This is a genomic window from Bifidobacterium sp. ESL0827 (assembly GCF_052606685.1).
The window spans coordinates 1,964,364-1,979,194 of the sequence record NZ_CP199597.1; the positions used below are offsets into that span (position 1 = coordinate 1,964,364).

A 14,831-nucleotide genomic window follows, 5' to 3' on the forward strand; every position below is an offset into this window, starting at 1 on the left:
AGATGGCGGCCTCTTAAGGCCGCCATCTTGTTGAGATTCCTATGAATCTTACGGGAGAAAACGAAAACTACTTGGTGAAGTCCACATCCTTGGTTTCGTGGCAGGTCAGCACTGCCACCAGGCAGCAGACCGCCATGACGGCCAGGTAGAGCCCGACCGAGCGCACTCCCCAGTGGGAGGAGAGCCAGGTGGCGATGGTAGGCACGAAGGCCGCGCCCACGATGGCCGCCAAGTTATAACCGATACCGGAACCCGAGTAGCGCACATTGGCGTCAAAGAGCTCCGGCAGGAAAGCGCCGATGGGCCCGAAGGCAATGCCCATCAGGGCGAACCCGACGCAGAGGAAGACCATGACCTGGAAGGTGTTGTGATGGGCCATGAGCAGGTAGGGGAAGACCAGGCTGAAGACCACCAGCATGACGGAGCTGCCGATCAGCACCCGGCGACGGCCGATGCGGTCCGCATAGACGCAGGCCAGCACGATGAAGAGGGCGAAGACCAGGATGGAGACCATGAGCATGAGCAGGTACTCCTGGTTGGTGAAGCCCAGTCCGCCGCCGCCCTGGGACTTGGGCTTGGTGCCATAGGCCAGGGACCAGGTGGCCAGGGTGTAGAAGAGGGTGTAGGTGACCGCGACCAGGAAGGTGGCCTGGAGCACCTGGCGCCAGCTCTTGCGGAAGACCTCCAACAGCGGGGTCTTGACGACCTTCTGCTGATCCAGGGCCATCTGGAAGATGGGGGTCTCCTGCATGGAGACGCGCACGGCCAGCCCCACGACCACCAAGATGGCGGAGAGCAGGAAGGGCACGCGCCAGCCCCAGCTCAGCATCTGCTCGGGGGTGCAGAACATCTCCAGCAGGAAGTAGGTTCCGTTGGCCAGGAAGAAGCCGATGGGGGCGCCCAGCTCAGGGAAGGAGCCATAGAGGGCCCTCTTGCCTTCCGGAGCGTTCTCGGTGGCCACCAGGGCCGCGCCGGACCACTCGCCGCCCAGGCCGATACCTTGCACGAACCGGCAGAGGCAGAGGACCGCCACGGCCCAGAGACCCCAGGTGGCGTAGGTGGGCAGGACGCCGATCAGAACTGTGGAACACCCCATGGTCAGCAGGGAGACCACCAGCGTGGTCTTGCGTCCCTGGCGATCCCCAAAGTGTCCGAAGATCAAGGATCCCAACGGCCGCGCAATGAAAGCGATGGCGAAGGTCAGCAGAGAAGCCAGCAGGGCCACGGTCGGATCGGTTTTGGGGAAGAAGAGCTTGGGGAAATAGTTGGCTGAAGCCGTCCCGTAAGCGTAGAAATCGTAGAACTCGATGGCCGTGCCGACCATGGAGGCCCCGATGACTGTGCGGACCGAGCTACGAGAGACCGCTGGTCTACTTGCCGCGCTCGGACTCTCCACTTCGTTTGTGTGTTTCTCCATCACCATCATCTCTTTCTCTCCAGCCGATTTCTTTAACTGTCTAACCGGCATTTATGAAAAGATCCCGACATGAGCAGGATCCGATGAGATGAAGTTGATCTACTTAGCGGCCCTGCCTTCCGGCGGGGTCGCGCAATCCGAAGATCGACGAATCAGTCCGCCTGCGAAGACGGGCTAATAATTCGAACTGACAGGGCACTAACACTTGCCGTACTATACTTCCACGTCATCGCAGCAAACCTCCTTCCATCGTCTTCCAGCAGATGAAACCACCATCCGCAATGTCTCTGACCATAAATCCGACTACCTGAATTGGTGCCTGATAGTCCAATATGCGAAACGGCAGATTCATCGCGACGCTATAGGATGACTATCCAAGTTGGTGAACACCTCACCAGGAAATGCGGATGAGACGATGAACCGTCGATCCGAACGAAGCACAGCGCAGGAATAATCCACATGAAGCGCCAGAACCGACGGATCCATCAGGAATAGGGCCGTCGCCAGTCCATCCGCAACTGCAACGGGAAAAGAGCCAGAACCGACAAGCGTCCATGTAGCAAGAACCTGCCGCACGGGCGTACCGTCAATTGCATTGAGAATATGGTGGAGACTGATAAGACCAGCTTCACCATCCCTTTCGTAGCGAGAGGTCCAATGCCTGCGACTGGGAGCCGAAGCACACAAAGCACCCGATGACAGCGAGACGACACCCACCGCATTTGCTTGATCATCGGGATCCTCCATGGCAACAGTGATCGGAATTGACGTCTGCACCCCCATATCGCCCCCCGCATCGATCACATACTCGCCAGCATCCGCCAAGAAGGCGCCCAACAGATCAACTAGAAACCCCTTGCCTATGGCCCCGAAGTCCAGGTGGATCGGACCTGCCGTTATCAAGGTCGCTCCGTTTCGCCGAACATCATGAGCCCAGGTTGGACGACCATGTATGCGCCCCAATTTTCCCAAAGCGCCTGCCTGCATAACGAAACTCATATCCGGACCGTAACCAAGTGCCACCAGGTCAGCACCCACGGCAGGGTCAAGCCGCCCCTCAGTCAAGGCATAAAACCGGTCATACAATTCAAAAAGAGGACAGCAGTACGAAGGAAAAACAAATTCTCCGCCATTATCAGCCTTTGCCATGGAAGCGAGCAATGAATCGCTACGGAATCGGGAAAGCGCCGACTCATAATCCTCTATCAGATCCGCCATTCTCTTATGAAGCTCGGCTGGCACCAGTTTTGCCGTATTGATGATGATTCCTGTACCCAGGGCCTGGGGAAAGCTCAGAACATATGGCAGAGATTCCAGACCGCCCAAGGAACCAGAACCATGGTCTGCAGAAGACAAAGCATGTGCCATACAGCGATTCTATTCTCCAGCACTCTTCCTTCGCGTCAACGCGGCCATCGATCACGTGCTAAGGGAAGAGCAGGAAAATCGCCATGAGGTTCCAACTGGTACCAATAGGCTACTGTGGACACATCATCGCTTCGTTCAAAAGCGCCTTGGAAACCGGACCCAATTTGTTGCCAAGTGACGCGTAGATCTTGTTCGAATCGGATCGGATCTGGTATATGCCACCGATACAACCCCCGCATTGGAGGGCAATCATCATTGTGATAGGGATTGCGAATCGAGTAATCATGGTTGCTATAGAAGGGATACCCGCAGAAGGGCGCACAGTATGTCTGTTCACTGGTCCCTTCAGCACTAGGAACGGCAAAACTCCAAGCTCCTCCAAAATAATCTTCAGTGCCAGTGCTGCATATCGTTGGGTATGCCTCGTCCCCATCGATATAGAATTTGAATTCACCTTCTCCCCACCAGTAGCGTTCAAGCACACTCAAGGCCAGATAGGTTCCTATGTACTGGCCTCTGCCCCGGACCCCGTCCAGAACGACGTAGTCCTGTCCAGGAACAGTTACTTTTTGCCTGCGCCATTGGGCATGGAAATACCCCGTACTCGCTGGCAGCGGATCGTCCTGCAACGAGTAATCGATCTGGTAGAACAAGGCAGGCACAACATTCACATGCTGGTTTTCCAAAACGAGACGGGCGTGTCTGCCAAACGGCATGGGGAAGTAGGCGTTCATCCCTCCTGTCGGCACCACTTGTACGGGCAGGGAGTTGACTCGACAGACCTGGCCAAAGCCACAGCAGAAGAAATCACCCAGGGGGCACTCAACCGAGGGAGTCTGCTCATCATCCCAGTAAATCCTGAGCACAAGATCACGCAGAACATATCGATCCGCATCACTGGTTCTATCCGCCACTGTGAACCACAGATGATTAATGACCCCTGTACCTTCAATATCAGCCAATACCACAGACGAACCTGGCTCCAGATTCCTGATGCAGGGGCTGCCCTTCCTGCCTGGGCCAAGCTCTCCTGCTGACATGGCTCCCCGACCTTTCTCGCCACGGGGATTTTCAGCATTAATCGACCTGCTTACGCTGGATTTGACGAGCGCCAGCCCCAATGGATCTCCTGCCAGCTGCGAACGCATACCCATCCTTTCTATGCCGACATCCGTCATCACGTATCTGTCACTCGCATATCTTTGTCGTATACCAGATCGTGGCATCAGGCGCGAGCCAAACCGCTCCATTTGCTGATTCAACGACACTGCTATTCAACAAACACTTGGCCGAGACCGGCAACCTCACCGACGACCTACCAAAATTAGTCATGCTCCTCAAGCCGGAAGCCAAGATTAGTTCTAAGGTGTGGGTCAGCCCGTCATCGACAACGTTAACCTTCACATCCATATCATCTTCGACCCACTTGCTGCGCAAAGCCAGAGCCGTTTTAATCAGGGAACGAGCCGACTTGTCCGATCGCATTTCAGACTCTACGGAGTAGTCATCAAACCAAGCAGGCTGCGGTAGCCATGGGGCAGCACCCTTATTGAAGCCGAAGGATTTGTCATGCTCGCTCGTCCATGGAATCGGCACACGACATCCATCCCTCCCTTTGATTCGGTGCCCGGATCGTTCCCACTGAGGATCGCGGATATCTGTCGACTTAAGGTCGGTGACTTCCGGCAGCCCCAACTCATCGCCTTGATAGATGTATGCGGTTCCCGGCAGAGCCAGCATGATCATCGCGGCAGACCGTGCTCTCCGTAACCCGACCTCGCGATCAACAACGGGATCAGTTCCATTCGAAGCCACCCAAGCGAGTTCATCGACACCCTTGGGCAGAGCCAACCGCGAAGCCAGCCTTGGGACATCATGATTGCCAAGGACCCAGCTGGGCGTGGCTCCGACTTTCTTGAAACCGCGGCATGTCCTGGTTATGGCTGACGCATACTCATCCAAATTCCAAGAAGCCTTTGCTAATGAGAAATCGAAGACCGATCCAAGCTCATCCGAGCGTGCATATGCAAAGACCCGGTCAGTGATAGGAGTCCAGGACTCCCCCACGGCCATGCGGGGAGGATCGTATTGGTTCAAGACCGTCCGCCACGATCTATAAATCTCATGGACTTCATCTCTGTCGAACAATGGATCGCTGCCGTCATCGCACATAGGCGCCATGACCTCCGGATCCGGTCTGTCACGAAGAGGATCATGAAGGTCTTTGGCCAACCCATGCGATACGTCCACACGGAAACCATCGACCCCTCTGTCGCTCCAGAATCGAAGAACCGAAAGGAATTCCTCCCGTACGCTTGGATTGTCCCAGTTGAAATCAGGCTGTTCCTTGGAAAACAAATGAAGGTAATACCAACCGGATCCGCAGGGCTCCCAGGCGCTGCCGCCAAATTCAGAACGCCAATTGGTCGGCGGCAACTCGGCATGTCTCCCACGTCCTCGCCGAAAGACGAACCTGGACCTCATGGACGATTCAGGTCCTTCTTCCAAGGCCTGCCTGAACCAGGGATGCTGGTCCGAGCAATGATTAGGCACGATATCGATGATGACCTTGATGCCGAGGGAATGGGCATGCTCCATCATCGAATCAAAATCCGCCAGCGTGCCCAGTTGGGGATCCACATCCCTATAGTCGGCTACATCATAACCACCGTCGACCATAGGAGAGGGATAGAAGGGACTCAGCCAGATTGCATCCACACCAAGATCAGCCAGATACTCCAGCCCACTCTCAATTCCTCGCAGGTCCCCTATGCCGTCATTGTCGGAATCTCGGAAGGACCTAGGATAAATCTGGTAGACGACGGCAGACCTCCACCAGTCCGGATCATGCATGTTATCTATTGTCACGACTCTCAGCCCTTTACCGATCCATCCAGCATGGCCTTGATGAAGTATCTTTGCAGGAAAATGAACAGTATCATTGTCGGCGCCATGATCAACAGAGAGCCCGCATTCAAAAGGACCACATCAGTGGAATACTGACCAACGAAAGACTGCAACGCACCGGCCATAGTCCGCTTGGTTGGGTCGTCAATGAGGACGACGGCAAGAAGGAATTGGTTCCATGTAGCCAAGAAGGTCAGTATGCCCAATGAAGACAGGGCAGGAACGACCAAGGGTAATTGAATACTGCGGAAGATTCTGAAATGGTTAGCACCGTCGATGCTTGCCGCCTCAATCAGATCCTTGGGCATCTGCGAGAAATAGGCTTGCATCCAGACCATGCCAAATGGCATGTTGAGCCCGATCATCGGCAAGATGAGCGCCCATCTGGTATTGAGCAGCCCCATGGATTGGATTTCATAGTAAAGAGGAGTAACGAGCACTTCGAAGGGCAGAGTCAGACCGACAAAGAGCAGGCCATAGGCGATCCATCCACCCTTCACATGAAGAGAACCCATGGCGTAACCGCCCATTGCCGAGCAAATGAGCACAACCGGCACTACAACGAGGACAAGGATTGCACTAGATATCAGCAAGGGGGTGATATTCGCTACCTTCCAGGCAGCTGCAAAGTTCTCCCAATGAGGGTGTGCCGTGAATTGGATCCCGTGCGGCATGGAACCCTGCGGCTGTACGGCTGCCGAGAACATGCTGACAAAGGGCAGTATTGAGAAGATGATAGTCACGGCCAGGGTGAGGTTCCCGAGCACACGCACAGAGAGTGACTGTTTCACGCTTCCTCCTTTCCCTGCACCAGTCGCTGGAGCGGGCCCACCACAAGCAGCACGAGCACCATAAGCACCAGGGCGAGCGCCGAAGCCAGACCGACCCGGTTCTGCGTAAAGGCCAGGCGATATACCATGACGCCAGGTACCATCGTGCTGTAGCCAGGACCTCCCTGGGTGGCCATGAAGACCACGTCAAAGCTGGCCAGAGCTGCCACAACCGTCATAGTCAGGCAGACAGCGATCTGTCCGCGCAACCCAGGCAGCGTTATATGCCAGAGCTGGCTCCACCAACCTGCTCCATCAATGCTGGCCGCTTCATATAAGGATTTATCGATGCCTCCGATGCCGGCCGATAGCAGCACGATGCAGAAGCCCAGCTGCAACCAGAAACCAATGACGCCGACTGACGTCAGCGCGGTGTGCTGGTTGCCCAACCATGAGGTGGCGTGCTCCCCCAGCCCCATTGCACTGAGCATCTGATTGACGATGCCGTCCTGTGCCAACATCCAGGTCCAAGCCACGGCCGCCGCCGCTCCAGGGATGACACGAGGCAAAAACAGACAGACCTGAGCAAAAGTGCTGACAGCTTTGGCACGAATATCACGGATCAAGGATGCGATGATCATTCCCAAAACGATGGGTATCAACGAGAAGAAGATAACCAGGTAGAACGAGTGCCCTATACTTCCCAGCAACACAGGATCAGTGAAGACCTTGACGAAATTCTTCACGCCCACCCAAGTGCTGGCATCAATTCCGTTCCAGTCATAGAAGGAATACCAGGCAGTCTGAATGATCGGCCAGAACACAAAGACCAGGTAGAAGGCCAGCCCGGGAAGCAGAAACAACCAACCTGCCAGGGTGGAGCTCAGACTCCTGCCACGAGCCGGGAGGGCATCGGCAGCCCGCGAGGCCGATATCGACCTCGCACGCTGCCGATTTGTGAGATGCTTGCTCAATGCCGCACCTCTTGGCTGTACTCCTGCTGAATCTTTTCCGTAAACTGCTGAGCGGTAAGACTGTTGTCGAGCAAGAGCTGGAAGTTGGGAATGAACCCACTTGACTGGATTCCAGCTGTGGCGTTGTTGATGAAGTCAGTCGATCTGCCCGAATCGAAAACATCCTTGTAATAGTCAAACATGCTGCGCTGAAGAGCACTCTGCGCCTTGGGCAGGGATTGGCCCTCGACTGTCTTCGGGTAGTACCCGCTGACATTCGCTATGATCTGCCGGGCTTCATCACTCTGCGTGTAATTGAGGAAGCAGGCTGCTGCGTCTTTGTTTCGGGAGTTCTTAGGAATTCCGAAGAAGCTTCCCGCATTGGCTGCAATGCTTGGCTGCTCATTGGCAGAATTCGCCGGGAAGGGAATGAATTGCACATCGTCACCCATGGCTTTAGCCACCGTTGCTAAATTCCAGTTTCCACTGGGGAAGAACACACCCTCGCCGGCGGTAAATCTGCTTAAGGCAGTGGAAGCATCGATGGCATTGACCCCTTGTGGCAAATACCCCTCTTTATTCCAATCCTGAAGTTTTTGCGCCGCCTTCTTTGAACCCTTGGTCCTGAAATCAGCTTTTGGCTTTTGCAATATCCAGTCCTGCACCGACTGCACCGAGTCAGTGTTGGTCATCATCGCTTGGAAAGCGAATGATGTCCCGCCGTCCTTCGCATAGGTCATCATAGGAATGAGGCCTGCGTCCTTAGCTTTGCCCATATCCGATTCAAATTCATCCAAGGTGCGGGGAAGATCGGCAATTCCTGCCTTAGCCGTCAGCTTGGTATTGACATACACGCCTGAAACCGAATAGGAATTGGGCAGCGCATATAAGTCGCCATCACCGAGTCTGCCCTTGGCATCAGCCCTATACAGTTGCGTTTGGGACTTGGGGACCTTCCATCCGTATGCTTTTACATACGGTTCGAGGGATATCACATGGTGACCGCTGACCGCAGTGTTGACATCCGTCAGGCGCGCTATATCCGGAGCATCGGTGGAAGAGATGACACGCGGTCCATTTTGAGCCGAAACATTGTCCGGATCATAGTTTGCCTTGATATGAATGTTGGGGTATTTGCTCTGGAACCCCTTGATGAGCGCATCGTCTACTGTCTTGAGCCCTGCGCCGTCCCAGAGTTTAAGCTCATACGACTTCGAGCCCAAATCCGTACTGACTGAGGACGGCTCATTGCTACTCTCGGATGAGCCAGTGGAACCTGGCCCACACGCTGCAAGCGAAAGAATCATGCCTGTTGCAAGCAGGGCCACGCCACCTTGCTTAATCACTGATTTCATCATTGTTTCTACTCCTCAAATGTTCACAACACTGATGAACATGTAAAACCGATTTTATTCATGCCAAATAAACGATAAACTGTGACCTATCCTCCTAATATTGATAGATTTGTAATATCGGTTGCACACAGTGTATAAAACACTTCCTCACATGTCAAATCGATCCTCCTGGATGCTTGCCGATGACTCACCAACCACAACAATGACTGATTGCGGCATTGGCCGGCTCTAATCGTCTCTGTTCATCAGAAGTTACCGTTGTAAAATCGGTTGTACTAACACTGCGACATACTGTGACACCAACCAAGGGGCGTAAGAGATGAGAGAGCCGACTATTTATGATGTAGCCAAGGAAGCTGGGGTGTCTGCATCAACGGTTTCCAGAGCGCTCCAAGGCAAGAACCGTGTTTCAGACAACACCAGAGCCAAAGTATTTGAAGCGAGCGCAAGGCTTGGATTCACCGCTTCAAAGGAAGCATCAAGGCTCCGCAGCGGTAAGACAGGCAGAATAGCGCTGATTGTCGGTAATCACCTTTCAGGATGGTACAGTTCCGAACTTGCTGAAGGAGTCTATTCAGCACTCTGCGAAGAAGGGTATGACCTGCTGTCTTATCGGGTAGCAGATAAAAAACAACGCGCTGAATTCTTCTCTTCGATGCCAGTCAAGCGCAACGCCGATGCCATGATCATCTCGTCCTTTGCCCTTACCGACCAAGAGGGGCAAACCTTGCGCAGCACCGGCATGCCCATCGTAGGTGTCAACACCATGCATTTGGATGACCGCTACAGCAATGCATCAATCGGAGTCGACGAAGTCACCACTACCAGGGATCTGATTCGCCGTCTGATCGCTATCGGTCATACCAACATCGCATATCTCAAACGGACACAATTCAACAAGGACTTCGTCTGGGATGCCGACCAGCGCATAACCGGCTACCACCTTGGACTTGAAGAGGGAGCCATTCCCAGAAGAGACGACTACGAGATTGCAATCCCCTACCAAGGAGACATCGGCAAGCTGGCAGCCAGTGCAATTCTGGCACTGACCCCACGCCCGACAGCAGTGTGCTGCATCAGCGACGAAGTGGCCATATGCCTGATTCATGAACTCCGCCGTTTGGGAATCCAGGTACCGAATGACATATCAGTGGTGGGGTTTGACGACAGAGAACTGGCCGGACCTCTAGGCATTTCAACAGTGCACCACGAGCCAAACGCCTACGGCCGGACAGCTGCACAAATGGCTATTTGCTTGGCCAATGGAAATAAACTGCCCCACCGCCGTATTACTGCTAAAGCCACATTCATACTGAGGGAGACCATGGGGCCCGCACCTAAAATCAGCGGCCAGTGACTCACGCCGCTGAACCCGACTCTTGACCGCCCCGGGAAAGGCGGGCAGACAGGGCCAAACTCATGAATCTTCCTCAGTCGATCAGAGAATGGATCTGCACGATCTGGTCGCGGCCCGGGCCTGAACCCACAGCCGAGATGCGGCAGCCGGACAGATCCTCCAGGCGATGGATGTAGTCCTTGGCCTTGGTCGGGAACTCGTCGAAGCTCTTGGCACCGGAGATGTCCTCGCGCCAGCCCGGCAGCTCCTCGTATACCGGCTGGGCGGATTGGAACTCAGCCTGGTCCACGGGCATCTGATCCATCCTGACGCGGGCGCCATCGGACCGGGTGATGTCATAGCCCACGCAGACCGGAATGGTCTCCAGGCCAGAGAGGACATCCAGCTTGGTCAGCACGATGTCGGTCAGGCCATTGATCTGCACCGCATACCTGCTGACCAGCGCATCGAACCAGCCGCAGCGGCGGGAGCGGCCGGTGGTCACCCCGTACTCGTGGCCCTGACGGCGCAGCCATTCGCCCTGCTCGTTGTCCAGCTCCGTGGGGAAGGGCCCCTCTCCCACGCGGGTCACATAGGCCTTGGCCACGCCGACCACCCGGTCGATCTTGGTCGGTCCCACGCCAGTGCCGGTGCAGGCGCCCCCGGCTGTGCAGTTGGATGAGGTGACAAAGGGGTAGGTGCCATGGTCCACGTCCAGCATGGTGGCCTGTCCCCCCTCGAAGAGGACGTTCTTGCCCTGCTCCAGAGCCTGGTTGAGCATCAACGAGGTATTGGCCACGTAGGGCTTGAGCCGCTCGGCGTATCCCGCCAGTTCTTCAACGGTGGCCTCCACCTCGATGGCCCGGCGGTTGTAGAGCTTGACCAGCATCTGGTTCTTCTGGTGCAGGCTTGCTTCCACCTTGTCGCGCAGGTGGTCGACATTGAACAGATCGTGCACACGAATGCCCACACGGTTGATCTTGTCGGCATAGGCCGGGCCGATTCCGCGGCCTGTTGTACCGATCTTGTGCTTGCCCAGGAAGCGCTCGGTCACCTTGTCCAAGGTCCGATGGTAGGGAGCGATGATGTGCGCGGACTCGCTGATCCTCAGCCGGCTGCAGTCCACGCCGCGGGACTGGAGCCCATCAATCTCCTCGAAGAGGGCGGCCGGGTCAACCACGACGCCATTGCCGATGACCGGGGTAATGGCCGGGTGAATGATCCCCGAAGGCAGAAGATGGAGGGCGTATTCCTGGTCGCCCACCACCACGGTATGGCCGGCATTGTTGCCCCCGTTGAACCTGGCGACGTAGTCCATATGCTCGCCGATCAGATCCGTTGCCTTGCCCTTGCCCTCGTCGCCCCACTGGGCCCCGACGATCACGATTCCCGGCATACGATGCTCCTTATCCACTGGCCGCCATTCGAGGAAAACAAAGGCAGACCATCCATAGACGAGCCTAACCCCATGTATGGAGCTGGAGGTCTTTCAGGCCTTTCAAATCAGCATGGGCCGATCCAAAATTGGAAAAGACTGGTCAGGTCCTGGAGCCAATCATGGTGTCCCGGCCCCGGCAGAGCAGGAAGGCCGCACTGACGAGCAGCCCTAGGATGACCGGGATCAGGGATGCTTCGATGCCGAATGTTCCACCGGTCAGCAGGGTCGGTCCCTGAACATTCATGACCATGAAGCCGTATATATTCTGGCCGGAGACCGGAATTCCCAACAGGGCCTCAGTAAGGTTCCACCCTATATGAAAGCCTATGCAGATCCAGAGATTATGCCTGGATACCATGATGGAGCCCAGCATAAGACCGGCTTCGATGGCTATGGCCAGACACGAGAAGAGGGTAGCCCCAGGGTTGAGAGCATGCATGAACCCGAAAAGAAGCGAAGTCAAAATCAGAGCAGGTACCCATCCCAGCCAGCGGTCCAAAGCATGGAGAGCCACGCCCCGCATTATGAGTTCTTCAAAAACCGACGCGCAAGCCAGAACTCCTAAGGTCAGGATCTGGGAGACACCGAATGGGCGGAAACCATCCACCCTGTAAAACCCAAGGATTATGAGGATGAAAGCCGAAAGAGCCATCAATCCGAAGCCGATGCCCAGTCCGCCCAACGAGGAGACGAAGAAACCATGAGCCGTCAACTCGGTAGGCTGACGTTCAGCCCACCTCACCATGACAACCTTGGCATAAAACCAGATGCCGAAGCCCACGAGGAGGATGGCGACCAATAGCACCAGCCATTGGGCCCATAAGGGACGGCCGATCATCGGGGTCGTTGAGGAATCAAGCATCAGCAATACACCGAATCCAAGAAGTCCCCAAGCTGCAGTCTTGTGTATTCCCTGTCTGGGCTGGCGTGGTTTGGAACGCGTATGCCGTTTCATCGCATGGCCCGTCCTGCACTGCCCAGCTGCTGGCAAGCCTGGACCACGCGCGCCGCCATCTCGTCCTCGGCCTGGCGTCCCCAAGAACGGGGGTCGTACTCGCTCTTTTCGCCAACCTCCCCGTCCACCTTGAGGACCTTGTCGTAGTTAGTGAACATGTGCCCTGCCACGGCCCTGGTAAAGGCGTACTGAGTGTCAGTATCCACATTCATCTTGACCACACCATGAGCGACGGCCGAGGCGATCTCCTCCGGCTGCGAGCCAGAGCCCCCGTGGAAGACCAGCAGGAAGGGCTTGTTGGCAGGGGCGCTCGGCGCGGGGATACCGCTAACCTCCCCATCGGATATGGCTCTGGCCGTCCTGGCCTGGATCTGCCCCAGCAGATCGGGCCTTAGCTTGACCACACCGGGCTTGTAGGACCCGTGCACGTTGCCGAAAGTGAAAGCCACCATGTAGCGGCCGCGCTCACCCAGACCCAGGGCATCGACCACCCTGGGGCCATCATCGGACGAGGAATAGAGCCGTTGGTCGATAGCCGCCGAGTGACCGTCCTCCTCGCCGCCGACTGTTCCCACTTCGATCTCCAAAACGGTGTGGGCGGCGCGGGACTGCTCCAGCAGCTCTGCCGCCGTGGCCAAATTCTCCCGCAAGGGCAGGCCAGAACCGTCCCACATGTGCGACTGGAAGAGCGGTTCCTGACAGTGAGCCACCTGCTCCTTCTCGTAGGCCAGCAGGGGCCTTACCCACTCTTCAAGATATTGCGGGGCGCAGTGGTCCGTATGCAGGGCCACGGTGATGCTTGGATAGCGGGCGATCACTTCGTGGGCGAACTTGGCAAAGGCGATGGAGCCAGCCACCCGGTCGGCCAGGCGCTGTCCGGACAGGTAGGCGGCACCTCCCACGGAGACCTGGATGATTCCGTCGGACTGGGCTTCGTCCAGCCCCTGCAAGGTCGCATTCAGAGTCTGGCTGCTGGTCACATTGATGGCGGGATAGGCGTAGGACCCCCGTCTGGCCGCATCAAGCATCGCCACATACTGTTCAGGAGTCGCTAAAGTCATACCCTCATTATCGTCGACTGCACAGAAAAACAGCCGTCAACCCGCGAATGCATGATCACCGATAGATTTGAGGGTCTCTGCCCTGATGGCGAACACCCCCCGACGCGCTTTGACAAGCCTCCTCGCCACAGGTAGGTTAACTCCGTACAGTTTGATGAAACGTTACATCAAACAGGTTGTTTGTTTCACGGCAGTAACGAATCAGCCTAGGGAAGGCACGACATAGGTAAGCAGAAGGTTGGGGCCGCCCATCCTTCTGGGAAGGAGACCAACGTGTCAGCAAACAAGGAAACTGTCCGCAAGATCATCCTGGATCTGGACACTGGCATCGACGACACGCTGGCTCTGTCCTACGTTCTGGGATCCCCGGACGCCGAACTGATTGGAATCACCGGCACCTACGGCAACGTGGTGCTCGACCGGGGCGTCGACAACGATCTGCGGCTGCTGGCCATGTACGGTAGGGAGGACATCCCGGTTTTCAAGGGGATCGATCATCCCAGCACGGCCGACTCATTCAGCGTTCCGCCGGACTCCGAGATCTTCCACGGGGCCAACGGCACCGGCAACATCGAAATCCCCGCACAGACCGACCGACAAGCCAGCCAGCAGAGCTCGGTGGACTTCATCATCGACGCAGTCCGCCGCTATCCCAAGGGCGAGCTGGTCGTGGTGCCCACCGGCGCTCTGACCACCATCGCCGCCGCCCTGGAAAAGGCCCCCGACATCGTCGACCGCATCAGCATCGTCATGATGGGCGGCACCCTGACCCAGCCGGGCAACGTGGGCCCCTTCGCAGAGGCCAACATCAACCAGGATCCCGAGGCCGCCAACCGGGTCTTCGCCACCACCGCAGACATCACCATGGTTGGCCTGGACGTGACCACCCAAGCTCTGATGAGCCGCGAGGACACTGAGGCCCTGCGTGCCACAGGCACCAGCGCCGGCCGCTTCCTGGCAGACATGACCGACTACTACATCGACATCAGCGAAAAGGAGAGCGGGGTCTACCTGGGCGGCTGCAACCTGCACGACCCCCTAGCCGCCGCCGTGGCCATCGACCCCAGCCTGGTCACCACCTTCGCCACCAACCTGATGGTCGAGACCGAGGGGCCGCAGCGGGCCCGCACCATCGGCGATCCCAGCAGGCTTCTGGACACGGTCAAGAACACCAAGGTGGCCCTGTCGGTCGACACCGAGCGGTTCACCCGGCGCTTCATGGACAGGCTCCTAACCCTGGTGCGCAAGACCGAGAGTGAACGATAGAAGGA

The 14,831-nt window shown here is 56.6% G+C and carries 12 protein-coding genes; 2 read left to right on the top strand and 10 right to left on the bottom strand.

Annotation, left to right across the window (positions count from 1 at the left end):
• Positions 1-67: 67 nt before the first annotated feature.
• The 7 genes from ACUIAI_RS07930 to ACUIAI_RS07960 form a co-directional block, all read right to left on the bottom strand.
• Positions 68-1,417 carry an MFS transporter gene (locus ACUIAI_RS07930; protein WP_445342083.1) on the bottom strand — a complete coding sequence of 450 codons (1,350 nt, stop codon included), beginning with the start codon at positions 1,415-1,417 and terminating at the stop codon, positions 68-70.
• A gap of 348 nt (positions 1,418-1,765) precedes the next feature.
• Positions 1,766-2,785 (bottom strand): FAD:protein FMN transferase, encoded by a 1,020-nt coding sequence (locus ACUIAI_RS07935; protein ID WP_121914889.1) that lies wholly within the window; start codon positions 2,783-2,785, stop codon positions 1,766-1,768.
• 35 nt (positions 2,786-2,820) lie between these two features.
• Entirely contained in the window at positions 2,821-3,933 is a 1,113-nt protein-coding gene (locus ACUIAI_RS07940; protein WP_445342084.1) for a glycoside hydrolase family 172 protein, read from the bottom strand.
• 40 nt (positions 3,934-3,973) lie between these two features.
• The gene (locus ACUIAI_RS07945; protein ID WP_445342085.1) at positions 3,974-5,638 is read right to left on the bottom strand and encodes a glycoside hydrolase family 13 protein; all 1,665 of its coding nucleotides are present in this window, start codon (positions 5,636-5,638) and stop codon (positions 3,974-3,976) included.
• 20 nt (positions 5,639-5,658) lie between these two features.
• Entirely contained in the window at positions 5,659-6,483 is an 825-nt protein-coding gene (locus ACUIAI_RS07950) for a carbohydrate ABC transporter permease (RefSeq protein ID WP_015022642.1), read from the bottom strand.
• The gene (locus ACUIAI_RS07955; RefSeq protein ID WP_110413698.1) at positions 6,480-7,349 is read right to left on the bottom strand and encodes a carbohydrate ABC transporter permease; all 870 of its coding nucleotides are present in this window, start codon (positions 7,347-7,349) and stop codon (positions 6,480-6,482) included. The genes ACUIAI_RS07950 and ACUIAI_RS07955 overlap by 4 nt, the downstream gene beginning before the upstream one ends.
• Positions 7,350-7,432: 83 nt before the next feature.
• Positions 7,433-8,770, bottom strand: coding sequence for an ABC transporter substrate-binding protein (locus tag ACUIAI_RS07960; protein WP_445342852.1), 1,338 nt, complete (start codon positions 8,768-8,770; stop codon positions 7,433-7,435).
• Between the two features lie 319 nt (positions 8,771-9,089).
• Between ACUIAI_RS07960 and ACUIAI_RS07965 the strand changes: the two genes are divergently transcribed.
• Positions 9,090-10,127: a LacI family DNA-binding transcriptional regulator gene (locus tag ACUIAI_RS07965; protein ID WP_445342086.1), complete on the top strand. Its 1,038-nt coding sequence runs from the start codon at positions 9,090-9,092 to the stop codon at positions 10,125-10,127.
• Positions 10,128-10,200: 73 nt separating this feature from the next.
• Here the strand turns inward: ACUIAI_RS07965 and ACUIAI_RS07970 are convergent, their stop codons facing one another.
• From ACUIAI_RS07970 to fbaA, 3 genes are all read right to left on the bottom strand, one after another.
• Entirely contained in the window at positions 10,201-11,502 is a 1,302-nt protein-coding gene (locus ACUIAI_RS07970; protein WP_445342087.1) for an adenylosuccinate synthase, read from the bottom strand.
• Positions 11,503-11,644: 142 nt separating this feature from the next.
• Positions 11,645-12,499, bottom strand: a complete 855-nt coding sequence (locus ACUIAI_RS07975; protein WP_445342088.1) for a lysostaphin resistance A-like protein — start codon at positions 12,497-12,499, stop codon at positions 11,645-11,647.
• Positions 12,496-13,560: a class II fructose-bisphosphate aldolase gene (gene fbaA / locus ACUIAI_RS07980; RefSeq protein ID WP_445342089.1), complete on the bottom strand. Its 1,065-nt coding sequence runs from the start codon at positions 13,558-13,560 to the stop codon at positions 12,496-12,498. Before fbaA ends, ACUIAI_RS07975 begins: the two co-directional genes overlap by 4 nt.
• A 273-nt stretch (positions 13,561-13,833) precedes the next feature.
• Here fbaA and ACUIAI_RS07985 point away from each other — a divergent pair, with 273 nt between their 5' ends.
• Positions 13,834-14,826 carry a nucleoside hydrolase gene (locus tag ACUIAI_RS07985; RefSeq protein ID WP_445342090.1) on the top strand — a complete coding sequence of 331 codons (993 nt, stop codon included), beginning with the start codon at positions 13,834-13,836 and terminating at the stop codon, positions 14,824-14,826.
• The last annotated feature ends 5 nt before the right edge of the window (positions 14,827-14,831 follow it).